The 22,739-nt window shown below is 68.4% G+C and carries 18 protein-coding genes; 8 read left to right on the top strand and 10 right to left on the bottom strand.

Features of this window, described 5'->3' with window-relative positions; genetic code table 11:
• Positions 1-20: 20 nt before the first annotated feature.
• Entirely contained in the window at positions 21-452 is a 432-nt protein-coding gene (locus tag ACH4U7_RS37775) for a hypothetical protein (protein WP_398532285.1), read from the top strand.
• A 28-nt stretch (positions 453-480) separates the two neighbouring features.
• Here the strand turns inward: ACH4U7_RS37775 and ACH4U7_RS37780 are convergent, their stop codons facing one another.
• The gene (locus tag ACH4U7_RS37780; protein ID WP_398532286.1) at positions 481-918 is read right to left on the bottom strand and encodes a hypothetical protein; all 438 of its coding nucleotides are present in this window, start codon (positions 916-918) and stop codon (positions 481-483) included.
• 160 nt (positions 919-1,078) lie between these two features.
• Positions 1,079-2,062 carry a helix-turn-helix transcriptional regulator gene (locus ACH4U7_RS37785; protein WP_398532287.1) on the bottom strand — a complete coding sequence of 328 codons (984 nt, stop codon included), beginning with the start codon at positions 2,060-2,062 and terminating at the stop codon, positions 1,079-1,081.
• An 86-nt stretch (positions 2,063-2,148) separates the two neighbouring features.
• On the opposite strand from ACH4U7_RS37785, the gene ACH4U7_RS37790 reads away from it, so the two are divergent.
• Positions 2,149-2,565 (top strand): VOC family protein, encoded by a 417-nt coding sequence (locus tag ACH4U7_RS37790; RefSeq protein ID WP_398532288.1) that lies wholly within the window; start codon positions 2,149-2,151, stop codon positions 2,563-2,565.
• Positions 2,566-3,265: 700 nt separating this feature from the next.
• Here the strand turns inward: ACH4U7_RS37790 and ACH4U7_RS37795 are convergent.
• Positions 3,266-6,301, bottom strand: coding sequence for a tetratricopeptide repeat protein (locus ACH4U7_RS37795; protein WP_398532289.1), 3,036 nt, complete (start codon positions 6,299-6,301; stop codon positions 3,266-3,268).
• Positions 6,302-6,464: 163 nt separating this feature from the next.
• Here ACH4U7_RS37795 and ACH4U7_RS37800 point away from each other — a divergent pair, with 163 nt between their 5' ends.
• Positions 6,465-8,891 (top strand): tetratricopeptide repeat protein, encoded by a 2,427-nt coding sequence (locus ACH4U7_RS37800; RefSeq protein ID WP_398532290.1) that lies wholly within the window; start codon positions 6,465-6,467, stop codon positions 8,889-8,891.
• 673 nt (positions 8,892-9,564) lie between these two features.
• On the opposite strand, the gene ACH4U7_RS37805 is transcribed toward ACH4U7_RS37800, so the two are convergent.
• On the bottom strand, positions 9,565-10,809 hold the full coding sequence (locus ACH4U7_RS37805; RefSeq protein WP_398532291.1) for a hypothetical protein: 1,245 nt from the start codon (positions 10,807-10,809) through the stop codon (positions 9,565-9,567).
• A gap of 263 nt (positions 10,810-11,072) precedes the next feature.
• Between ACH4U7_RS37805 and ACH4U7_RS37810 the strand changes: the two genes are divergently transcribed.
• Both ACH4U7_RS37810 and ACH4U7_RS37815 read left to right on the top strand, forming a co-directional pair.
• Complete coding sequence (locus ACH4U7_RS37810) at positions 11,073-11,969, top strand: sigma-70 family RNA polymerase sigma factor (RefSeq protein ID WP_398532292.1); 897 nt, start codon at positions 11,073-11,075, stop codon at positions 11,967-11,969.
• Positions 11,970-12,357: 388 nt separating this feature from the next.
• Positions 12,358-13,149, top strand: coding sequence for a sulfite exporter TauE/SafE family protein (locus tag ACH4U7_RS37815; protein ID WP_398532293.1), 792 nt, complete (start codon positions 12,358-12,360; stop codon positions 13,147-13,149).
• On the opposite strand, the gene ACH4U7_RS37820 is transcribed toward ACH4U7_RS37815, so the two are convergent.
• Entirely contained in the window at positions 13,076-13,654 is a 579-nt protein-coding gene (locus ACH4U7_RS37820) for a hypothetical protein (protein WP_398532294.1), read from the bottom strand. The two genes, ACH4U7_RS37815 and ACH4U7_RS37820, sit on opposite strands and share 74 nt — an antisense overlap.
• Positions 13,655-13,730: 76 nt before the next feature.
• A complete protein-coding gene (locus ACH4U7_RS37825; protein WP_398532295.1) occupies positions 13,731-14,519 on the bottom strand; it encodes a TetR/AcrR family transcriptional regulator in 789 nt (262 codons plus the stop codon).
• Positions 14,520-14,713: 194 nt separating this feature from the next.
• Between ACH4U7_RS37825 and ACH4U7_RS37830 the strand changes: the two genes are divergently transcribed.
• Positions 14,714-16,948, top strand: a complete 2,235-nt coding sequence (locus tag ACH4U7_RS37830; RefSeq protein ID WP_398532422.1) for an ATP-binding cassette domain-containing protein — start codon at positions 14,714-14,716, stop codon at positions 16,946-16,948.
• A gap of 13 nt (positions 16,949-16,961) precedes the next feature.
• Here the strand turns inward: ACH4U7_RS37830 and ACH4U7_RS37835 are convergent, their stop codons facing one another.
• From ACH4U7_RS37835 to ACH4U7_RS37850, 4 genes are all read right to left on the bottom strand, one after another.
• Positions 16,962-17,459, bottom strand: a complete 498-nt coding sequence (locus ACH4U7_RS37835) for a GNAT family N-acetyltransferase (RefSeq protein WP_398532296.1) — start codon at positions 17,457-17,459, stop codon at positions 16,962-16,964.
• Between the two features lie 36 nt (positions 17,460-17,495).
• Positions 17,496-18,431, bottom strand: a complete 936-nt coding sequence (locus ACH4U7_RS37840) for a helix-turn-helix transcriptional regulator (protein ID WP_398532297.1) — start codon at positions 18,429-18,431, stop codon at positions 17,496-17,498.
• 128 nt (positions 18,432-18,559) lie between these two features.
• The gene (locus ACH4U7_RS37845; protein ID WP_398532298.1) at positions 18,560-19,603 is read right to left on the bottom strand and encodes a LacI family DNA-binding transcriptional regulator; all 1,044 of its coding nucleotides are present in this window, start codon (positions 19,601-19,603) and stop codon (positions 18,560-18,562) included.
• A 56-nt stretch (positions 19,604-19,659) separates the two neighbouring features.
• Positions 19,660-20,652, bottom strand: a complete 993-nt coding sequence (locus ACH4U7_RS37850) for a helix-turn-helix domain-containing protein (RefSeq protein ID WP_398532299.1) — start codon at positions 20,650-20,652, stop codon at positions 19,660-19,662.
• 197 nt (positions 20,653-20,849) lie between these two features.
• Between ACH4U7_RS37850 and ACH4U7_RS37855 the strand changes: the two genes are divergently transcribed.
• Complete coding sequence (locus ACH4U7_RS37855) at positions 20,850-21,863, top strand: ABC transporter ATP-binding protein (protein ID WP_398532300.1); 1,014 nt, start codon at positions 20,850-20,852, stop codon at positions 21,861-21,863.
• Positions 21,860-22,705 (top strand): ABC transporter permease, encoded by an 846-nt coding sequence (locus ACH4U7_RS37860; RefSeq protein ID WP_398532301.1) that lies wholly within the window; start codon positions 21,860-21,862, stop codon positions 22,703-22,705. The genes ACH4U7_RS37855 and ACH4U7_RS37860 overlap by 4 nt, the downstream gene beginning before the upstream one ends.
• Positions 22,706-22,739 lie beyond the last annotated feature (34 nt).

A 22,739-nucleotide genomic window follows, 5' to 3' on the forward strand; every position in this document is an offset into this window, starting at 1 on the left:
GTGGCTGACGTCGCCCGAGCGTGCAGAGAATTCTCGCTGAAGGCCGGAAGTCCAACGACTTCAAACTGCGCACGATCGACGACTCGTTCGGCAGCTGGTTCGCCTTCGAAGAGAACGGCAAGGAAGCGCCGCCGCCTTCGGAGACCAAAACCGCCATCGCGGTGTGGGTCGGCCTGTACCCGACCGTAGTTCCGCTGACGCTCGCCCTGTCGCCGCTGAAGATGCCGCTCTGGCTCTGGCTGCTGGTCGGCAACCTGCTTTCGAGCTTCCTCATGAGCTTCCTGACGATGCCCTACTACGTGAACCGGCTGCTCAAGCGGTGGCTGAAGCCGTCACCGGACGAACCGGCGGCGAAGACCAACCTCGTCGGCCTCGGCATCGTCGCCGCGGTGAACGTGTTCTGGGGCGTTGTCTTCTACCTCGTGACGACGGAGATCTGGACGCTGCCGTGACCTGGGCGCAGGGATGGCGACTGACCCCTCAACGATGTGGCATCCATACGCGCTGGTAGACGATGTCACCGTCGTCGCAGGTGGAACTGTAGTAGGAGCTGGAACTGCCACTGCACGCATGCACGCTCACGTTCACAAGGTTGGGGCTGGAGCTGTGCCAGGCCCAACTCGCGGCAGGGTTGTTGGCGCCGCACGCTTTGCGACTCTCTATCCGGTTGAAGCCTCCGTCGCTGTAGCGGAAGACCACGCGGACCCAGGCGCAGTAACCATCCCCCGGTGGCGTGTCCTTGACCGTGCCGCTGACGTACACGGTGCCGCCGGACCAGTCTGTACTACCGACCACGCGCGTTCCCGGGCGCTCGAACTCGAAGGAGAAGCCGGCGGCCGCTGACGCTGGGCTGGACGCGAGCATGGTGAGGCCAAGGCCTGCCGTGGCCGCGCAGGTGAGGGCCTTCCAGCGATTCATGAGCTACCTCCTGATGTTGGGGCTTGCGCCGAGAACCGGGCGGCCGCCAGGGAGCGGTGGTCCGGTCCGGAAGGGCCGCCTCGCGACGACCATCCGCTGTCGACCTTGCACACACCTTGGGCCGAGCATGAATCCGGTGGCTGAGCCGCCTGCCCTGAGTTCAGGACGCGTCAGCGGCCGGGCCGCCCGCATAGCGGTTGGCGAGCTCGGCGCCGATCCGGGCCAGTTCGGCCTGGACGGAGGGGGGTTCCAGGACATCGATCAGCGCGCCCCAGCCGGCCAGGTGTCTGGCGATGTCCAGCGGGGTCGGCGCGGCGATGCGGACCCGGGCGCGTCCCTCGTCGAGTTCGGTGTCAAGGTGGCAGTGGCGCCCGAAGTGGTTGCGCAGTACGGCCACGTACCGTGCCTCGATGAGCACGGTGGCCCAGGTGTGGGAGCGCCGCTGCTCCACCTCGCCGACGACTTGTTGCCACGCGGTGGCGAGGGTGAAGTCGTCGGGGCGGTCGGCGGGCTGGTCGGTGGGGTCGGCCGTGATGATCCGGTCGACCCGGAAGGTTCGCTGCCCTCGCTCGGTGCCGGCGATCAGGTACCAGGTGTCGTCCTTGTCGACCAGGCCCCAGGGGTCGACCAGCCTTTCCGTCCGTTCCCGGGCGTGGTTGTCGTAGGTCAGGCGGACCTTCCGGCGGCGGACCACAGTGTCCTGCAGCCGCTCCACCAGCTCGGGCCGGCCGCGATCCCGCTCGCCCCAGCCGACCGGGTCGGTCATGGTGGCAGCGGCGGCTGCCTCGGCGTCGGCGCGGAAGGTCTGCGGCAGCGCCCGTACGAGCTTGCGCAGCGCCGCCTTGGCCTCGGCCGAGACCGCCGCGGCCGGGCCGACGAGCAGGAACAACGCCTGCGCCTCCGTGGCCGAAAGCCCGCTGAGATCGGTGCGGGCGCCCCCGACGAGCGACCAGCCGCCGCCGCGTCCGGGCTGGGGGTATACGGGGACGCCCGCCGCCGACAGCGCCTCCAGATCGCGGCGGGCGGTGGCCACGGACACCTCCAGCTCGTCGGCGAGCTCGGCGGCGGTCACCCGGCCGCGGGACTGGAGGAGCAGGAGGGTGGCGATGAGGCGGTCGGCGCGCATGTCTTCAGCCTCGCCCATAAAGTGCTCAATTGGTGAGCACTTTAAGCCGGAGGATGGTCACATCGCCGTTCGAAGCAGGCACTGATCGAAGGAGAAGAACCCTCATGCTGCGAGGACTCACCACCGTCACCTTTTTTGCCGACGATGTCGCCGCCGCCCGGAGCTGGTACACCGATCTGCTCGGCATCGAGCCGTACTTCGTGCGCCCGGTCGAGGGGACACCCGCGTATGTTGAGTTCCGCATCGGCGACTACCAGCATGAACTCGGCATCGTCGACCGCCGGTTCGCCGTGCCCGGCCGGTCGGGCGGCGACGGGGGCGTGGTGGTCTACTGGCACGTGGACGATGTACAAACCACCTTCGAGCGGCTGCTGTCCATGGGGGCCACGGTGCACGAGAAGCCGACCGAGCGTGGGCCCGGCTTCGTCACCGCGTCCGTGGTCGACCCGTTCGGGAACACCCTCGGAGTGATGTACAACCAGCATTACCTGGAGGTGGTGGAGGCCCGGGCGGGAGTGTGACGTGAATACGGCCCCACCAGGTCTTGCCCCCAGCTGGCTTCCCGCTGGGCGCTGACCGAGCGATGAGGGGGCCGTGGTCGTGGCCGAGCCAGGCCGTGAACTGTTCGCCAATTTCTGCCCCGCACGCTGCCGGCGTAGCCGCAGTGGGAGATCACGCAGACGGGGGCTACAGCGGCGGCGGTCCTGCCCGCGCTCGAGCCGCGCCCTCTTAGGCCGAGATTCCTCGTGGCCCGCACGCCTCAAGAGGCGGTCGGGTGCGTGGTCAGCTCAAGGTGACTGTTTCTCGGCGCGGCGTAACCCCGGTACCATCTGAATAGGGCAATGGAGTCTGTAGGCTACGCCGTGCCGTCGAATTCTCCGGTCAGGAGTCTATGCACATGTCCTCGCGGCCGGATTGGGCGCTCGACGGGAGGGCTAGATATGCTACCGGGCGGACCTGCCGGTGCTGGTGTGAGTCGCCTTTGTCCATTGCGACGCCGGAGACGGAAATTACAGCAATTGCAAGGGGTATGCCATAAAAGGCGACTCGATGCAAAATCCCCACCAAAAAATCCTTCGTGTCCGCATGGAATACCCGGGGGGTATTGGCACCCCGGGTAGAGGGTTACTGAAAGGGTAGTGGGGAGGGTTGCGTAGATCCAAATCCGGCGAACTTAGTGGACATTTCGTCTAAATGCTCGCCTGGAGTGGGAGCTGGTTCCTACGAACGCTCATTCCGGAATGCGGCAAGAATCTTCCGCGCGCTGGCTGTTTCGGTGGCGGCATGAGCGTCGTGCGCGATGGCGAGAGCGGCCTCGATGTGAGCGGTGGCGACATCTTTGCGGCCGAGTTGGTACTCTGTGAGTCCGAGTTGAAGCATGGCCTTCACTTCTTCGGAAGTAGCCCCGATCTGTTGGGCTACTTCCAGAGCCCTGCCGTGGTGAGCAAGGGCTTCATTGTGTTGCCCGGTGGTCCGGAGCACCGTCCCGATCCCATTCAGTGCCGCGGATTCGCTGCGTTTTTCGCCGATATCGCGGAATATGGCCAGGGTCTGGCGATAAAGAGTGAGAGCAGAATCGAGTTCACCGAATACTTGGAGGATGTCCGCAAGGTTCATCTGTATGATCGCTCGGTCTACGGCGTTACCATCCGAGCGGGCAAGATCCATCGCTCTCTCATAGGAGCGGCGGGCTTGATCGTGGTTTTCGGTAATGAGATGCAGGTCGCCCAAATTGTTGTACATGAGGGCTTGACTGCGTCTGTCGCCACTTACTTGGAATCCCTCCAGGGCGGCTTGGAAGGAAACGCGGGCTGTGTCGTAGTCGCCGAGGTGTAAATAGGTGATACCTAGATTGTTCTGTGAGCGCGCTATTTGGTGACGGCCGGCGGTGCGGAGACGAATGTCGAGGGCTTCCTGCTGCAGCGCAAGTGCCTTCTTGAACAGTCCTTGATTTCTGTAGGGAAGGGCAAGCTGATGAAGTGCCTCGGCGGCGGTCTCCTCGTCATTCCCGGCACGGGCCAATTCAAGTGCCCTGGTGGCTGAGCTGATGGCCCGGGGGTAATCTCCGGCGTGAGCGTGAGTCAGACTGAGATCGATGAGGGAGCGTGCCTCCGCCAGCTGATCGCCGGACGAGCGCCAGTGAGTGATTGCTTGGCGGTGCTGCGTCTCCGCGGTGGGGCCGTGACGTTCTGCGTCCAGCATTCCGCCGAGCGCATGCGCAAAGAGTGCTGCCCGATGTGGGGGACCTGTTCGCCAGGCCTGCTCTATGGTGACCAGGAGGTTTTCGCGTTCGAGAGTGAACCAGCTCCGCGCGGCCGCTGGGTCGGGCCATGCGGGCGCGTCGGGGATGCAGGCCACCTCCACGGGCGTGCGTGGACGATGTGGATAAACAAGACGGTCGGCGAGGTCTGCCAGGTAGAGGTAGGAGTCGATGAGGCGGCCGGTGGCCAACTCGCGCTGATGTTCCTGCTCTTCGGTATCGGCGAGGGTGCGGGCGTATTCTCGCAGTAGATCATGTATGCGATAGCGGTGGGGGGTGGGCTCTTGAAGGAGATTATGGTTCAAAAGATCTTCGAGAAGATGTTTGGTTTCATCGAGGCTGAGTCCGGTGAGTGATGCTGCGGCGTGCAGGCCGAACTCGGAGCCAGTGTGGAGTCCGAGTCGACGGAAGGCGGTCTGTTGCTCGGTGGTCAGCCACCTGTAGGAGAATTCGAAGGTCCGGGCGATTGCGCGGTATCCGTCGCGGAATTCGGCAAGGCGCCGGCTGCTGGAGACCAGCTGGTAAGTGAGATCGGAGGTGCTCCAGGAGGGGTGTGAATTCAATCGGCTGGCCATTATTTCGATGGCGAGGGGTAGATATCCGCAGAGTCGTACTATTTCTGCGACTTCGGAGGTGTTTCGCGTCCGCTCGTCGGCAACTCGCTGCCGAAAAAGAGCGATCGCGTCGGATTCTTGCAGTACATCGAGGGAAAGGTGCTGCAGGCCCGGTAATCCGACGAGGCGCCGGCGGCTCGTCGTTATCACTACGGAGGGGGAGTCACCTGGCAGAAGGGGGCGGACTTGTTCGGGGCCTGAAGCATCGTCGAGAATGATAAGCAGCCGCCGTTGCGTGAGGAGTGAGCGCCACAGGGCCGTGGATTCGTCGATGTCTTGCGGGATTCGCTGGCTGGGCACACCAAGGATGCGCAGCAGGGCCTGCAGCGCCGCATCGGGCGTCAGGGGTTTGTGGGTGCCGCCGTGTGCCCGCAGGTCCAGATAGACCTGGCCGTCGGGGAAGAGGGGGCGCAGTTCATAGGCGACGTGGATGGCGAGAGCGGTTTTGCCCACGCCGGACATGCCATCGATCGCCTCCAAAGCGATTGTTCCGTGCATGTCATTTTGTGATGCCTTCAAAACCGCATGTATCAGCTCCATCTCGGTGTCCCGGCCAACCAGCTCGACTCGGCGCGGTAAATTCTGGGGTGGGGGTGTGGAATGGAGCTGTAGGTGAGAGTTGGCGCTGCCTGGTATCAGGTCGCCGACGGAGACCTGGCGCAGAATGCTTTGCTGGACATGCCTGAGCCGCTGGCCGGGTTCGGAGCCGAGTTCTTCGACAAGCTCGCGTCTGACCTCCTGATAGATGCGGAGGGCTTCAGTCGCTCTCCCGCAGCCATACAGGGCCAGCATGAGATGCTCGGCTATCGCCTCATCCCTGGGGTGTTGACTGGTCAGCAAGGACAGGGGGCCCACGAGGTCGGCGAAGTGCCCGCGTCGGAGTGCGATGCCTGCTCGGACCATGGCCGCGGCGAGATTCCGAAGGATGAGCGCATCGCGGACCTGCTGCGGCCACAACCCGGATAGCCCGGCGAGTGGCTCGCCCTGCCACACCTCGTCGGCTTCGTCGAGGTGACGAAGAGCCCGCTGGTCGTCGCCGCTGTCGACGAGTGAGCGTGCCTGGGCAATGAGGCTGAGGTAGCGGTGGAGGTCAACAGATTGCGGGTCGGCCTGGAGGGTGTATGTATGAGCCCGCTGTGTCACTGTTGGAGCATCGAGGTCAACACTGATCCTGCGCCGCAGCCGTGAGACGTAAGTACGGAGATTCTCCCGGGCGCGCTGCGGGAGGGAGTCCTCCCATAGTCGGTGAAGCAGTGTGTCCATCGGCACCGGACGGCCTATGTCGACGGCCAAAGAGGCCAGCACGATGCGTTCTTTGACCGAGCCCAGGGGACGGGGCTGCCCGTCCCACAGTTCGACGGTGCCAAGTATGTGGAACTCCACCAGCGCCCTCCCGCCGGTATTGCTCCCTCAGTTACTTCAGTCATCATGAGAATGGCATAAGGCCTGGCCTTGCCGCTAGACCGCAGGGGTCACTCTTGTCTGAAATTTGCTGCCTTATGTGACATGTGGGCAGTGTGGCGACTAGGCGGGCGGAAGGGGAGCGGTGACGGAGCAGACGCTCATGGAAGCCCTCGCGCTGGCGCTCAGTGGTGGGAGTGAATCCCCAGCCTGGAAGTCGTTGGCCGCATTCCTCCGCCCTGCACGTGCGGCGGACAAGGAGGTGGCGGAGGCATGGCGGCGAGTCGTGGCAGGCGGTGCCGAGGCGGATGATGTCTGGGCGCTGGCGTGTGCCGTGATCCGACACATCGATCGTGACGACGCTTTCGGTGAGAGCCTGCACGGCTGGGTCACCGACGGTCCTGCGAGAGCGGGGGCCATCGCACGATCGGAGGCGGCCGAACACCGCAACGTCATCGATGGCCGCAGCCAGGTGTGGGGTTCCGTCGTGCAGGCCCGGGATATCGCCGGGGGCATTCATATTCACCAGACACCACCGGCACGGACCGTGGTTCCGCGTCAGCTACTCCCGGTCCCTGCCCACTTCACTGACCGCGAGGACGATCTGCAGGTGCTTGCGCGCTTGCGCGCGTCGCGGAACGCCGACGCCCCTCATGTCATAGTGATCAGCGGGCCGGCAGGGGTGGGGAAGACGACGTTGGTCTCCCGCTGGTTACGGGAGCGGGAAGCCGAGTTCCCCGATGGCCAGCTCTATGTGGACCTTCACGGCTTCACCCCCGGCGAACCCGCCGGCCCTGCCGAGGTGCTGGGACATCTGTTGCGGGCTTTCGGGCAGACAGAGGTGCCGACCACACTTCCCGAACTGGCGGCGCTCTGGCGTTCGATGACTGCTGACCTCCGCTTTGCCGTCATGCTTGACAACGCCTTGACCGCAGCGCAGGTACGTCTTGTGCTGCCGAGTTCCCCCGGGAGTCTGGTCGTGGTAACCAGCCGGAACCGGCTGACCGGCCTGGCTGTCGACGGTGCTGCATTTCATCAACTCGGGCTGCTGGACCATGGATCGGCGGTGGAGCTGCTTTCGCGCAGCGTTGGCAGGGAGCGGGTGGACGATGAGCGATCGGCAGCACATGAAGTCGTGGTGCTGTGCGCCTGTCTGCCCCTGGCGGTGTGTCTGGCCGCTGCGCGCCTCGCTGCTCGGCCCGAGCGATCCGTGGCTTCCCTGGTTGAGTCGTTGACCAGAGGGCTTGGACCGCTCGGGGCGCTGCGGGTGGAGGGCGCGCGGACCTTGCAGGCCGTGCTCGACGAGTCGTATGGGGTGTTATCGCGCGAGGCCACGGTCGTCTACCGGCGCTTGGGCCTGCTGCCGACCGCCGTCTTCGACACCGCGATGGTGGGCGCCGTATGCGCACTGAGCGAGGTCGAAGCCGACGGACTCCTGGAGACTTTGACAGATATGAATCTCCTCGAGGAGATCGGGGCGCATCATTACCGCTTCCATGACCTCGTGCGTCAGCATGCGGCCCAGCGCGGTAATGAGGAGGTCGCATCGGTCCAGGCGGAGACTGTGCGGCGCTTTGTGGATTGGTGCCTGACCGTAGCGACCTCGGCAGAGGAGGTGCTGACTCCGAGCCACCGCAATCTGGGCTCACGTGAGTACCTGTTCGCGCCCGCGGCTCCCGTTTCCTTCATGGACGAGGGCGCGGCGCTGGCTTGGCTGGGCACGCACAGAGAAGCCCTCATGGGAGCCGTACGCAGTGCCGCGAACGCAGGGTGGGAGACCACGGTCTGGCAGTTGGTGGATGCCATGTGGCCGATGTTCTTGCGCCTACGGTTGTACGACTCGTGGATCGAGGCCCATGAGCTCGGGCTCCAGGCTGCGCGGCGCGCTTGTGACCGCGCCGGCGAGGCCCGCATGCTGACCTCTGGCGGCATCGGCCTGCGCAGTGTCGGACGATATGAGGACGCGATCGTGTGGTTCACGCAGGCACTTGATCTCGCCCGCGAGGACGGTAACACTCGGGATGAGGCGCAGGCGCTCAACGGCTTGGGGAGTTCCTATCGGGGCGCGGGGCGACTCGGCGAGGCCCAGGACTGCTTCTCTCGCGCGCTTGCTCTCCGGGAGGCGATCGGTTATCGGAGAGGCGCTGCGCTGTCGCGGTTGCGGCTTGGCGAGCTTGCCCTCGATGCGGGAGATCACGGCAAGGCGATCGACCACCTCGACCGAGCCCTGACGGAACTCATCGCTGAAGACGACACCTACGACGCGACACGGGCCCGCTCCCTGCTGGGCTTTGCTCTGGCCAGGCAAGGGCGGCGTGAGAGCGGGGTGCGGGAGTTGAACGCGGCCCTGGAAGATTTCGGAGTATCCGGATCCGACTTCTGGCGCGCCAGGACGCTGGAGATGCTTGGGCAAGTGGCGCACGACGGGGCCGACGAATCGGCGGCCCGGGTCTTTTATGAGCGCTCTCGTGTGATCTATTCCTCCATTAGTCCCATGGACACCAGACGGGTGGAGAGGCGCCTCCGGGAACTTGGTCCAGAGGCGCCTCCATGTGATTCTGAGCAGAATTAGGCTGCCAAGCGTTCCTCCCTCGTAAAGTCCGCCAGCGGCAGGACAAGGAGGCGGCGACGCTCACACGCCGTATCTGCCGGACCAACGCGTCCTCGTGCGGTGCTCAGAACGACGGAACGAAGAGTCTGCCAGGGCTGCCCGAGAACGAGTTGGCTGTGCAGGAACGATGCCATGCCCCAGAGTTCCGTTCTTGTCAGGATCCGCCCTGGCGCCCTGTCCGGAAACGCTACGATTCGCGCGCCGTTCCGGGCGCCGGCCACGCAACCGCCCGTGGTGTCCCGGGCAGCAGTTACGAGGCACCCCGGAAACTGGGAAAGGATCCGGCTCACCCACTGCACGGCGCGACCTGTCTGTTCCGGCCGTTGAAGACCGACCACGTCGCCGGCCGCGGACAACAGTGAGTCCCGCGGGCCTCCCAGACCGACGCTCAAGTGAACGTCCGTGGGATCCGACCCGCCGTGCCACGCCCCGAGCAAGGTCCGTGATATTTCCGCACGCGATGTGCCGGTCACATCCGAGACGATGGACAGCGGCCAGCGCCGCACTGTGTAGCGTCGGCGTTCCGCCAGGTGTGTTGCTTCCAGGGTCGTGAGTTCGGGACGGGCGAGCCTCGATGACGGCATACGCCAATCGTCCTGGCCACCTGCCCATACCGCGGCGACCGCACAGGCTGTCATGCCGCTGCTCCCTCGATCCACCCTGTCCATGAGTCCAACGGCGCCGGCTTCGGGGCGGGTTCGGTCAGCGGCTGGTAGGCAGGCTGCCCGATTCCCAGGCGGTGGTACATCAGCCTGCGGATGTGCTGATGGAAACGCCCCGGCTCGGAGGAAATCCGTCCGGCAGCTGCTTCGTACTCTTCGCGCCGGTATTCCGCGGCCGCGTAGTGAAGTTGCTCCTCCAGGGGGTGGCCCGGGGAAAGCACCGGCGCGGTCGTCGCGAGAGCAGCGGCCGGTGAGGCATGGTGCACCTCGGCGTACGGGAAGCGGGCCAGCACGATGGGAACCGGCATGAGCGTGGCGTACGAGGTGAGCGAGCCATGGTCGCCTACGACCCAGTCTGCGGCGGCCAGCACTGCCCGCCAGTCGACCTCCGGTGGTACCAGAGCGAGCCCGCGCCGACGGTATTTCGAGAGCCAGGCATGGACCTGCCACCTGCCGTGGCCCGCCCATATGTTGGGGTGAGTGAGAACCGCCGTGCGGTACTTCCTGGCCGGTAGTTCGCTGAGCAGGCGGGGCAGCAGTGCGTCGAAGCCTCCGAATGAAGCCGAAGCGCCCCACGTACTGGCCACCACCACCAATTTCTGCCCTTCGTCCAGCCCAAGGGCCGCACGATACGCATCCCGGTGCGGAAGGCTGGCGAGGAGCCGGTCGTAGGATGGGTCTCCGACTACCGATGCCACCGGCAGAGCCTCGGGACAGCTGCGTGACAGCGTCTCGAGTTCGTCGCGGTGGGCGACTCCCAGCACCGCCGGAAGTACCTTTCCATTCCGGGTGAGATTGTCCCGCCCCAGCATGCCGGGCGGCCGTTCACGCGCGTCGGTGCCGTGCCAGACACGTTGCAGTTTGATGTGCCCCGCGCCGTGAGAGAGCAGGATCAAAGGCGCGCGTACTTGGTCGATGTGTTCCCAGCCGGCGGCCAGAGCGAGGTCGAACTCGGACCTCGCAGCCTCCTGCCAGGGCAGCACCGGGCTGCCGAGGCGCTGCAGGAATCGGGTCACTCCCTCACCGAACGCGTGCGGCGCCACGGTGAAGAAGACCTCGACGCGCATGTCAGCTTCCAGCAGCGAGAAGACGTCGAGCAGTCGCTGCCCAAAAGTGAGCGTCTGTACGACGACGAGTACCTTCTTGCAGCCGCGAACAGTGAGCCACGGCTCGCGGTCTAAGTGAACGGACCCTGTGAGGCCGAATGTCGTTGACATGGCTTCCCCCCTTGAGATCGCCCGGACCCCCGTGATCCGGGCTGTGCGGCCGCACACCCGCCGACAGGGTGGGCGTTGTGACCGGCCGTGTAGGGGCATGCCCGCAAGGGTGGACAGAACCCTTGCAGAAACCTTGCAGACTGCCGTGGGCGCCTTGCGGCGGCCCGGAACCGTGGATCGGTTGGCACCGACACCGGCAACCTGCTCTCGCAGCGGTAGCGTCCGGCATTGCACTGACGGACCGGACCGCAAGGATGTGACGGGTGAGCGACAAAGAACTTCTGGCCCAGCGATTCGAGGAGCACCGCTCCCATCTGCGCGCGGTGGCCTACCGCATGCTGGGCTCGCTCAATGAAGCGGACGACGCCGTCCAGGAGACCTGGCTGAAGCTGAGCCGTTCCGATGTCTCCGAGGTGCAGAACCTGGGTGGCTGGCTGACCACCGTGGCGGGCCGGGTGTGTCTGGACATGTTGCGCTCCCGCAGTTCGCGGCGGGAGGAGCCGCTGCCGGAGCAGCAGGACGGTCCCATCCGGCTGCCCGATCCGGTGGTCAGCGGCCCGGGTGGGGTGGATCCCGAGCAGGAGATGCTGGTGGCCGACTCCGTCGGCATCGCCCTGATGATCGTGCTGCAGACCCTCTCGCCCGCCGAGCGGCTGGCGTTCGTGCTGCACGATCTGTTCGCCGTCCCCTTCGACGAGATCGCCCCCATCCTGGGCCGTACCTCCGCGTCCACCCGGCAGCTCGCCAGCCGCGCCCGCCGCCGGGTGGAGGGGGCCGCGCCTGCCGCCGACACCGATCTCGCCCGCAAACGCGAGGTGGTGGACGCGTTCCTCACCGCCTCGCGCGGCGGGGACTTCGACGCCCTTCTGGCCGTCCTCGACCCCGATGTCGTGGCCCGCTCCGATGGCGGCACGCTGCGGCCGAGCCTGCTGCGGCGCGGCGCGCAGGACGTGGCCTCGCAGGCCATCACCTTCGCGCGGATCGCGGAGGCCGCGCGCCCGGTGCTGATCAATGGCTCGCCCGGGGTGGTCTCGGTCGCGGAGGGGCGCGTGGTGTCGGTCATGGCGTTCACGATCCGGGGCGGCCGGATCACCGCCCTCGACATCCTCACCGACCCCGAGCGCATCGCGGGGATGGACCTGGACGCGCTGAGCGGCTGATCCGTACGCGCACCGCCTGCGGCAGGAGCGGCGCCAGGTCGTCGACGTACGAGGTGATGACAGCGACTTGGCCCTGCCGCAGGAGCGACCTCCTGGAGCCGTGTGATGTGGCCGGTGCGCAGCTCCAGGTGGGTGCCGGTGAAGCGGCTGCGCATGCGGCGGTCGTGGGTGACGGTGACGACCGCGCCCGAGTAGCTCGTCAGGGCTCCTTCCAGCTCTTCGACGAGGGCGGGGGACAGGTGGTTGGTGGCGGGGCGGGTGGCGCCCCGCACCTCATTTTCGGCCGTCGACCACCGGGAGAGCCACCGGGAGAGCCACCGGGAGAGGAGCCGGGAGAGATGGCCCCCTGGTGGCGCCGGAAAACGGGGGCTTAGCATAAGCCCCTGGCATGGACACCATCACTCTCTGGGCATTCGTCGCGCTCGCCGGGGCCGCGACCCTCGTCGGCTTCTCGAAAACCGCCGTCAGCGGCGCCAATACCGTCAGCCTCGCGGTCTTCGCGGCCGTACTCCCGGCCCGCGAGTCGACCGGGGTACTGCTCCCGCTGCTCATCGTCGGCGACGTGTTCGCCGTCTACACCTACCGCCGCCACGCCGACTGGGCCACGCTGGTGCGGCTGTTTCCCGCGGTGGCCGCCGGGGTGGTGGCGGGCACGGTGTTCATGCTGTGGGCCGACGACGCCGCGGTGCGCACCTCGATCGGGGCGATTCTGCTGCTGATGGCCGCGGTCACGGTGTGGCGGCGGCGTGCGGCCGGAAAGGCGGACGAAGGGGGGAAGGCGCACGAAGCGGGGATGGTGGAGAAAGCAGGGGAGCGGCAGGGCAGCGCGCGGCTCAAGGCCGGGTCGTACGGCGTGCTCGGCGGCTTCACGACCATGGTGGCCAACGCGGGCGGACCCGTGATGTCGATGTATCTGCTCTCCGCGGGCTTCCGCAAGCTCGGTTTCCTGGGCACTTCGGCGTGGTTCTTCCTGATAGTCAACGTCGCCAAGGTGCCCTTCAGCGTCGGCCTCGGGCTCATCGACGGACACTCGCTGCTGCTGGACGCGGCGCTGGCCCTGTTCGTCATACCCGGGGCGTTCCTGGGCAAGGCGGTCGTGGACCGGATCAACCAGCGGCTCTTCGAGCGGCTGGTGATCGCGGCCACCGTGGTGGGCGGCGCCCAGCTGCTGCTGCGCTGAGCCGACGTGCCGTACGCGCCTCCCGCGCGGCTCGTGCGGTGGCGCGCAGGGACGCCTCGTACTGCCGCCGGGAGAAGGTGAACGGGCCGAGGCCCGTCAGGTCCCAGTCGCGGCGGACACTGCGGAAGCCCGACCACCGTACGGCCGTGTCACTCACCTCGACTTGGGCCACCAGCGCCCAGCACTCGTCGACGCCGCACGGGCAGGTCAGCAGCAGCGTCTCGTCCTCCCGCCAGCCGTCGGCGGCCCCATCGGTCGGCTCGCCCAGCAGATGGCGGCTGGGCCAGGCGCGGCCGTCGGTCCGCAGCAGCGCGTAGGCCCCGGCGAGCAGCGGGACGGGGTCGGGCGCGAAGTCCGCTTCGCTTTCGCGCTGTTCCTCCACGGCGTACGGCAGCTCCGCCTCGCGTACGAGATCGAGCAGGCGGGTGCCGTTCACGACGAGGTCGATGACATGGAAGCGGTGGGGCCGCAGCAGACGGAACTCGATGGTGTGCGGGGTGTCCATCGTGGTCATGCTACGGCCCGCCGTGTTACGACCTGCCGTGTTACGGCCCGCCGTGTTACGACCCGCTAAGAGCCCGCTATGAGGCCGCTCGTGACTCGATGAGTGCGGCGAGGCCGTCCAGGACCCGTGCCAGGCCGAAGCGGAACGCGTATTCGGGGTTGTACGGGCTCTGGTGGGCCTCACCCGCGGCGCTGCCCACCCGGGCCGCGAGGGGATAGCGCTCGGCGTCGAAGATCTTGGCCAGCAGGGGTGCGTGGGCCTCCCACCACTGCGCGTCGGACATCGCGCTGTCCCGGTCGGCCGCCTGGGCGTCCAGTTCGGCGCGGGCCGCGGCGCGGACGAAGTCGAGCAGGAAGGTGAGCGCGGCGTCGATCTCGATGTCGTCCAGGCCCAGGCCCTCGAAGGCGGCCAGTTCGTGCTCGTACTTGGCGATGACGCCGGGGCCGAGTGGCGGGCGGGTGGCGGGCAAGGTTGCCACCCAGGGGTGGCGGCGGCACAGCTCCAGGTTTTCGCGGGCGACGGCCTCGACCCTGGCGCGCCAGGGGGCGCCCGGCATCGGCAGTGGCGCGGCGCGCTCCATCTCCAGATAGGCGGTGTCCAGCATGAGGTCGAGCAGTTCGGCCTTGGCGGGGACGTACGTATAGAGGGTCATCGGTGTGACACCGAGCCGCTGGGCCACGCCCCGCATGGTCAGCGCATCCAGGCCGCCGGAGTCGGCGAGCGCGATGGCGGCCTGGACGACGGCGTCGACGCTGAGGCCCTGCTTGGGGCCGCGGCGGGGTGGCGCGTCCGCGGGTGCGGGCTCGCGCCACAGCAGTTCCAGGGTGCGGGCCGGGTCGCCCGCGCCGCTGCGTTCCTTGGCCATCGGTACCGTTCACCGTTCCTTGTCGTCCGAGCCGTGTTGTCCGAGCCGTGTCGTCCGGGCCGTGCTCCTTCGCGGCTATTTTGTCGCGCGCTTACTCCGTACGTTGTATAGGGTACGGCGTACCCTGTTTTTCTGTTCCAGGAGGAGTAGCCGTGAACGCCACGTCCGGACCCCGCCCGGCCGACAGCCACCATCTGATCCAGGTCCGCGGAGCCCGAGCGAACAACCTCAAGGACGTCTCCCTGGACATCCCCAAGCGCAGGCTCACGGTCTTCACCGGAGTGTCCGGGTCCGGGAAGTCCTCGCTGGTGTTCGGCACCATCGCCGCCGAGTCGCAGCGCCTGATCAACGAGACGTACACGGCCTTCATCCAGTCGTTCATGCCGAGCCTGAGCCGCCCCGACGTGGACGGGCTGCACAATCTGAGCGCCGCGATCGTCGTCGACCAGGAGCGGATCGGCGCCAACTCGCGCTCCACCGTGGGCACCGCCACCGATGCGTACACCATGCTGCGGATCGTCTTCAGCCGCGTCGGCACCCCGCATATCGGGACGTCCTCGGCCTTCAGCTTCAACAGCCCCGAGGGCATGTGTGCGGCCTGCGAGGGGCTCGGCCAGGTGTCGAAGATCGACGTCGACCAGTTGGTGGACCGCGAACTCTCACTGAACGAAGGGGCCATCGCCGTCCCGAACTTCGGCGTGGACACCTGGTACTGGCAGGTCATGGCCAACTCCGGCCTCTACGACCCGGACAAGAAGCTCAAGGACTTCACCGAGCAGGAGTGGGCGGACTTCCTCCACAAGGAGTCCACCAAGATCAAGATCGGCTCCAGCAACCTCACCTATGAAGGCCTTGTCACCAAGTTCCAGCGGCTCTACCTCTCCAAGGACCGCGAATCCATGCAGGCCCATATCCGCGCCTTCGTGGACCGGGCCGTCGTCTTCGCCGACTGCCCGGACTGCGGCGGCACCAGGCTGAGCGCCGCCGCGCTGTCCTCGACGATCGGCGAGGTCAACATCGCCCAGTGCTCGGCCATGCAGATCAGCGACCTCGCCGAGTTCATACGGGGCGTCGACGACCCGTCGGTGGCCCCGCTGCTGGGCAATCTGCGGCACCTGCTGGATTCGCTCGTCGAGATCGGGCTCGGCTATCTGAGCCTCGACCGCGCCTCCGCCACCCTCTCCGGCGGCGAGGCGCAGCGGGTCAAGATGGTGCGCCACCTCGGCTCCAGCCTGACCGATGTGACCTATGTCTTCGACGAGCCGACCGTCGGGCTGCACCCTCATGACATCCAGCGGATGAACGACCTGCTGCTGCGGCTGCGCGACAAGGGAAACACGGTGCTGGTCGTCGAGCACAAGCCCGAGGTGATCGCGATCGCCGACCATGTCGTGGACCTCGGCCCCGGGGCGGGTACGGGCGGTGGCGAGATCTGCTACAGCGGGGACGTCGCCGGGCTGCGCGCCTCCGCCACCCTCACCGGGCGCCACCTGGAACACCGGACGCGGCTGCGCGAGACCGTACGCACCCCGCGTGGGCAGCTGACCATCAAGGGCGCGGACCTGCACAACCTGAAGAGCGTCGACGTGGACATCCCGACCGGGGTGCTGACCGTGGTCACCGGCGTGGCCGGTTCGGGCAAGAGCTCGCTGATCCACGGCTATCTGGCCGGGCGGGACGGGGTGGTGGTGGCCGACCAGTCGCCCATCCGCGGCTCCCGCCGCTCCAACCCCGCCACGTACACCGGGCTGCTCGGCCCGATCCGCACCGCCTTCGCCAAGGCCAACGGCGTCAAGGCGGCGCTGTTCAGCGCCAATTCGGAGGGCGCCTGCCCCAAGTGCAACGGCATCGGGCTCATCTACACCGATCTGGCGATGATGGCCGGGGTGGCCTCGGTGTGCGAGGAGTGCGAGGGCAAGCGGTTCACGCCCGAGGTGCTGACGTACACGCTGCGCGGCAAGAACATCAGCGAGGTGCTGGGCATGCCGGTGGCGGAGGCGCACGAGTTCTTCCCCTCGGGGCAGGCGCACACCCTCCTGGGGCGGCTGGTGGACGTCGGGCTGAGCTATCTGCGGCTCGGCCAGCCGCTGAACACCCTCTCCGGCGGCGAGCGCCAGCGGCTCAAGCTGGCCATCCACATGGCCGAGAAGTCCTCGACGTACATCCTGGACGAGCCGACCACCGGACTGCACATGGCCGACGTCGACAAGCTGCTGGCCCTGCTGGACCGGCTGGTCGACGACGGCAACACGGTCATCGTCATCGAACACCACCAGGCCGTGATGGCTCACGCCGACTGGCTCGTCGACCTCGGCCCGGGCGGCGGCCACGACGGCGGGCAGGTGGTGTTCACCGGGACCCCCGCCGACCTGGTGGCCGGCGCGGACACGCTGACCGCCCGCCATCTGCGGGAGTACATCGGAGGCTGATGCTCCGACGTGGTCAGCGCGGGGCGGTGAGCCGGAGCCGGTAACGGACCGCGGGCCGCCCATTCAGCTCGATGTCCTCCACGGCCGTGAATCCGCTGCGCCGGAGCACGGCCGTGGAGGCCTGGTTGTCGAGCGTGGCCGCCGCGATGAGGGCCGAGAGCCCGTACGAGTCCGCGGCCAGCCGGCACACCTGCGCCACCGCGGCCGTCGCGACACCCCGCCCCGTGGCCCGCTCGCCGACGCGGTAGCCGAGCTCGGCGGTGCCTTCCAGGACGTCCACCAGATTCACCCGGCCGACCAGCTCTCCCGCCTCGTCCAGAACCACATGGAAGTGGCACAACCCGGCCTCCTGCTCGTCGAGCCGGAGCTGATGGAGGGAAGCGAACTCCGTGAAATACGAGTCGCCCCGGTCCGGGATGGACCGCGCGAAGTAGGCCCTGTTTTCCCGCTCGAAAGCCAGCAGGGCGGGTGCGTGGTCCGCCCGAAGCCGCTCCAACCTGACCGTGATCATGTCTGCGAGCATACGGGGCCGGGGCCGGGGCCGTGGTCAGTGCGGGCGGTCTGCCGGCGTCGTATTCGGCGCGTTCTTCGCACGCTGGGGAGCGGCCAAGTCCAGCAGCACCATCGCGTCGTAGTCCGGGGTGCCCGGCTCGGCGATGTACACGCCCAGGCGCTGACCGGGGGTCCCCTCCAGGTGCATGGCCTGGAAACCGAGGGTCATCTCGCCGACGTGCGGATGGTGGAAGGTCTTGCGCGTGGCGGCCCTGCGGCCCTTGACCTCGTAGCGCTCCCACAGGGTCGCGAAGTCCGGGCTTTTCAGCAGGAGCTCGCCGACGAGGCCCGCCAGGTCGGGGGCGTCGGGGTCGGTCCCGGCCAGGGCGCGCAGCCGGGCCACGCAGCCGCGGATCTGGTTCCCCCAGTCGGCGAAGATCTCGCGGGCGGCCGGGTGCAGAAAGAGATAGCGGGCCAGGTTGCGCTGTTTGGCGGGCCAGTCGCCGATGCCGGCGTACAGCGCCAGACCGCCGGGGTTGCAGGCGAGCAGATCGAGGGTGCGGCTGGCTACGTAGGCCGGGTTCGGGCGCATGGTCTCCAGCAGCAGCTTGAGCTGCGGCCGTACGGTGCGGCTGGGGGCGGCCAGGAGCTCGGGCGCGTACCGGGCGGCGCGGGCGGCCAGCTCGCGCAGGTGGTCGCGCTCGTCGTCGTCCATGCGCAGGGCGCGGGCGAGGGCGTCGACCACGGACGGGCTGGGCCTGGTCTCCTTGCCGCGCTCCAGACGGGTGTAGTAGTCGATGCTGACGCCGGCGAGGGCGGCGAGCTCTTCGCGGCGCAGACCGGGAGTGCGGCGCAGACCGGGGCCGGCGGTCAGACCGACCTGGTCGGGGGTGACCTGGGTGCGCCGGGCGCGCAGAAACCGCCCCAGCTCCGTACCGCTACCGCTGCCGCTGCCGCTACCGCCAGTGCTGTGCTGCTGCTCACCTGCCATGTCGTCCAGTCTCACAGCGCGCGGGCCCGGACGGGAGCCGAGTGGGGGGCCGTGTCACACCCTGGAACGGCGCTCCCCGGCTCCCTGGCTTCTCGGCTCCTGAGCGCCCCGCCTCCCCGGCTCCCGGCTCAGGCGGGCGCCGGGCCGGTGCTGCGGCGGACGACCAGCTCCGTGGGGATGTCCACGCGGACCCCGGGCTCGGGCGCCCGGTGGAGCTGGTCCAGCATCAGGGCCAGACAGCGTCGGCCGACCTCGGCGAAGTCCGTACGGACCGTGGTCAGCGGCGGCAGCAGATGCGCGGCCTCGGGGATGTCGTCGTAGCCGACCACGCTGACGTCCTCGGGAACCCGGCGCCCGGCCTCGTGCAGCGCGCGCAGCACGCCCACCGCCATCTGGTCGTTGGACACGAAGACCGCGGTGACCTCCGGTCGCTCGGCCACCTGGCGGCCCAGCTCATAGCCGGAGTCCGCGCTCCAGTCGCCGAACAGCGGCTCGGGTGCGACGGCCCCCGCGTCCTTCAGGGCCGCCCGCCAGCCGTCGAGGCGGGCCTCCGCCGCGATCCAGCCGACGGGGCCCGCGATATGCCAGACCGTACGGTGGCCGAGGCCCAGCAGATGCTCGGTGGCCTGGCGGGCGCCGGACGCCGAGTCCCCGGCGACGACCGGGACCCGCTCCCCGAAGCTCTTGTCGAGGGTGACCAGCGGAATGTCATGGCCCGACTCGACCAGGGCCTGGCCCACCGAGCGCTGCGGCGCGATGGCGATCACCCCGTCCGCGCCGTCGCCGAGCAGCCGGTCCAGCGCACCCGCCACGGACGCCTGGTCGGTGGCGGTCAGCGCGATCGTACTGACCAGATAACCGGCCGACTGGGCCGCCTCGTTGATGCCCGCCAAGGTGGCGGCCGGGCCGAAGCGGGTCGCGTCGAAGGAGATCACGCCGAGCATCCGGCTACGCCCGCTGGCGAGTGTGCGGGCGCTGGCGGTCGGGCGGTAGCCCAGCTCCCGCATCGCGGCCCGCACCCGCTCGCGGGTCTCCTCCCGGACCCTCGGGTGGTCGTTGAGCACCCGCGAGACGGTCTGGCCGGACACTCCCGCGAGCCGGGCGACGTCCGCCATCAGAACCCGGGAGCCGGCCGTCCCCCGGCGGCGCCTGGTCCGGACGGGCTCCGCCATACCGGGACTTCCTTCCTGCCTGCTGCTGCCCTGCTTGCTGCGTCTGCCCTTACACCCTAGGCCCCCTGCGTTCCGCGCCCGCGCGGACCTGTGGGGTGACCTGTGGGGTGTGGCCGGTGGCGGGCGAGGGCTTCGCGCTGGGGCGGGGTCAGCCACTCGGGCCGGGCGGCGACGGCGTACGTGTCGGGGGCGGTGCGCCGGAGCGCGACGGGGGAGCTGACGTCCGGGTGCTCCTCGGCGACGCGCAGCGCGTCGGCGAGACGGTCCGTGGGCCAGTCCAGCGCGGTGGCCAACTGGTCCGCGGTGAGCGGCGCGCCGGTGTGGACGAGCGCCGCGAGCACGGTCAGTACGTCGGCGGCCAGGGCGGCGTCGGGGCCGCCGGACATGTTGTCGCTGAGGCCGGCGAAGAACTGGCGCATCTGGTCCAGCCGGGCCCCGGCGGGCGTTCCGGCGTCGAAGAGGTCGACTCCACGCCGCGCGGTCTGAGCCCACATCTCGGTCGTATGGGCGCTCGTTATCCACGACCGGATCCAGACGTCGTCGTCGATGACGTACAGCTCGCGCCGCCCCCCTGGGGCGCGTTCACGGCGTATCAGCTCCAGCCCCTCGAGATAGCCGATGGCCTTGGACACCGACGCGGGGCTGACCCGCAGTTGCTGGACCAGCTCGGCCGAGCCGAGCCGGCCGGAGTCGGTGGTGAACAGCCGGGCGAACACGCGGGCCACCATGCGGGTCAGCCCCGTCTGCACCATCAGCCCCGCGAACTCCTCGGCGAAGGCGCGTACCGCCTCGGGGTCGCGCCCGTCGGCGCTGATGGCGGCCGGGGGCTCCGGGCGTGGGGGTGGCCCGGGGCGGCGCGAACGCCGCTCGGTGGCCCGATGGGCACGGTCGGCCCGGTAGCCGTCGGGTCCGCCGTTGCGGGCCACCTCCCGGCTGATGGTCGATGTCGGCCGGCCGAGCCGCCGGGCGATCTCGGCGTAGCCGAGTCCCTCGGCGAGCCCCGAGGCGATGTCCTGGCGGTCCCCGTGGGTCAGCCTGCCTCCCGGCATCGGTGCGCCTCCCGTGGTTGTCGATGGCCGGTCCAGTATGCGTTCACGGTCAGCTCATTGCAACGAGAGATCTAGAAGCGCGTTGCATTTGCCTTCAATTTCATTGCAACATCCCTTGGAAAGTGGGTAATTGATGTTGACGATTCATGAAACGCAACGTAGCTTTCGTGTCGATCAAACGCATTGAGTGAGGTGACATGAAGACGGCGGCACGCGAAGAAGTCGCGCTCGACGTCGACGGGCTGCGTATGCGGTACGGCTCGGTCGACGTCCTGCGCGATGTGACGTTCCAGGTGCGCCACGGGGAGGTGTTGGCGCTCCTCGGGCCGAACGGGGCGGGCAAGACCACGACCATCGAGATCCTGGAAGGTTTCCGGGCGCGGTCGGCGGGCCGCGTCCAGGTGCTCGGCGCGGATCCGGCGCAGGGCGACGAGCGGTGGCGGGCGCGGGTGGGGGTGGTCCTGCAGTCCTGGCGGGACCACGGCAAGTGGCGGGTGCGTGAACTCCTCGCCCACTTGGGCGGCTACTACGCCGCGTACTCCACCGCGGCGATCCGTCGGCCGTGGGACCCGGACGAACTCGTCGCGGCGGTCGGCCTGACCGAGCACGCGGGCAAGAAGATCAAGACGCTGTCCGGCGGTCAGCGGCGCAGACTGGACGTGGCCATCGGCATCGTGGGCCGCCCCGAGCTGCTGTTCCTCGACGAGCCCACCACGGGATTCGACCCCGAGGCCCGGCATGAGTTCCACGCCCTCGTCCACCGCCTCGCCGCGGACCACGCGACCACGATCCTGCTCACCACCCACGACCTGGACGAGGCGGGCAAGCTCGCCGACCGCGTTCTGATCCTGGCCGGTGGGCGGATCATCGCGGACGGCTCGGTGGACGAGCTGGCGCGGCGGATCGCGGGCGAGGACGAGGTGCGCTGGACGCGTGAGGGTGAGCGCTTCACGGCGTCGACCGCCGATTCCACCGCCTTCGTACGCGGGCTGTTCGGCCGGTACGGCGAGGCGATCGGCGAACTCGAGGTACGCCGCGCCTCGTTGGAGGACACCTACCGGGCGCTGGTCCGGCAGAGCGAGGACGCGGCGGGGCGTGAGCCGGCGCGCAGTGCGTCGGCGGCCAGTGGGTCGGCGCGGCGTGAGTCGGCGGCCAGTGGGTCGGTACGGCGTGAGTCGGCGGGGCATGAGTCGACGGGGGTGGGCCGATGAACCCCGGAACCGCAGCGCTGCGGGCGGGCTGGAGCCGCGGCGTGATCGAACTGCGGCAGTCATTCACCAACGGCGCCGAGCTGCTGTCCCATCTGCTGTGGCCGGTGCTGATGCTGACCGCCATGTACTTCATGCGGGACACCACACTGGCCGGCGGACTCCTGCTCGGCAGCATGGCCCTGCCCAGCATCCTGGGGATGAACGCGGCGATGGGCATGGTCACCATGAGCCAACTGCTCACCGCCGACCGCGAGGACGGGACCCTGCTGCGGGCCAAGGCCACCCCGCACGGGATGCGCGGCTACCTCGTCGGCAAGGTCGTCTCGGTGGCCGGCGGACTCCTCGCCGACCTCGCCATCCTGCTCCTCCCCGGGCTGCTGCTCATCGACGGCCTGGCCGTCGGCGGCGCGGACTCCTGGCTGACGGTGGCCTGGGTGCTGGCCCTGGGCATGTTGGCGACCCTGCCCCTCGGCGCGGTGCTGGGCTCGATGTTCCCCAGCGCGCGCGGCCAAGCGCTCGTCCAGCTGCCGGTCCTGGGCCTGATGGCGATCTCCGGCATCTTCTACCCGGTCACCGCGCTGCCGGAGTGGCTGGAGTGGATCGCCCAGGCGTTCCCGATCTACTGGCTCGGCCTTGGTATGCGGTCGGCCCTGCTGCCGGACGCGGCGGTCGACATCGAGATCGGGGACTCCTGGCGGCACCTGGAGACCGTCGGAGTGCTGGGTGCCTGGGCCGCGCTCGGCCTGGCCGTGGCCCCGGTCGTACTGCGGCGGATGGCCCGCCGGGAGTCGGGGTCGAGCGTGGCCGAGCGCCGCGAGAAGGCCCTGCGGCGGGTCGGATGAGCGGACGCCGGGCGGCCGCGCGAGGGTCTGTCGT

This window comes from Streptomyces sp. NPDC020845 (assembly GCF_044334165.1).
Classification (GTDB): domain Bacteria; phylum Actinomycetota; class Actinomycetes; order Streptomycetales; family Streptomycetaceae; genus Streptomyces.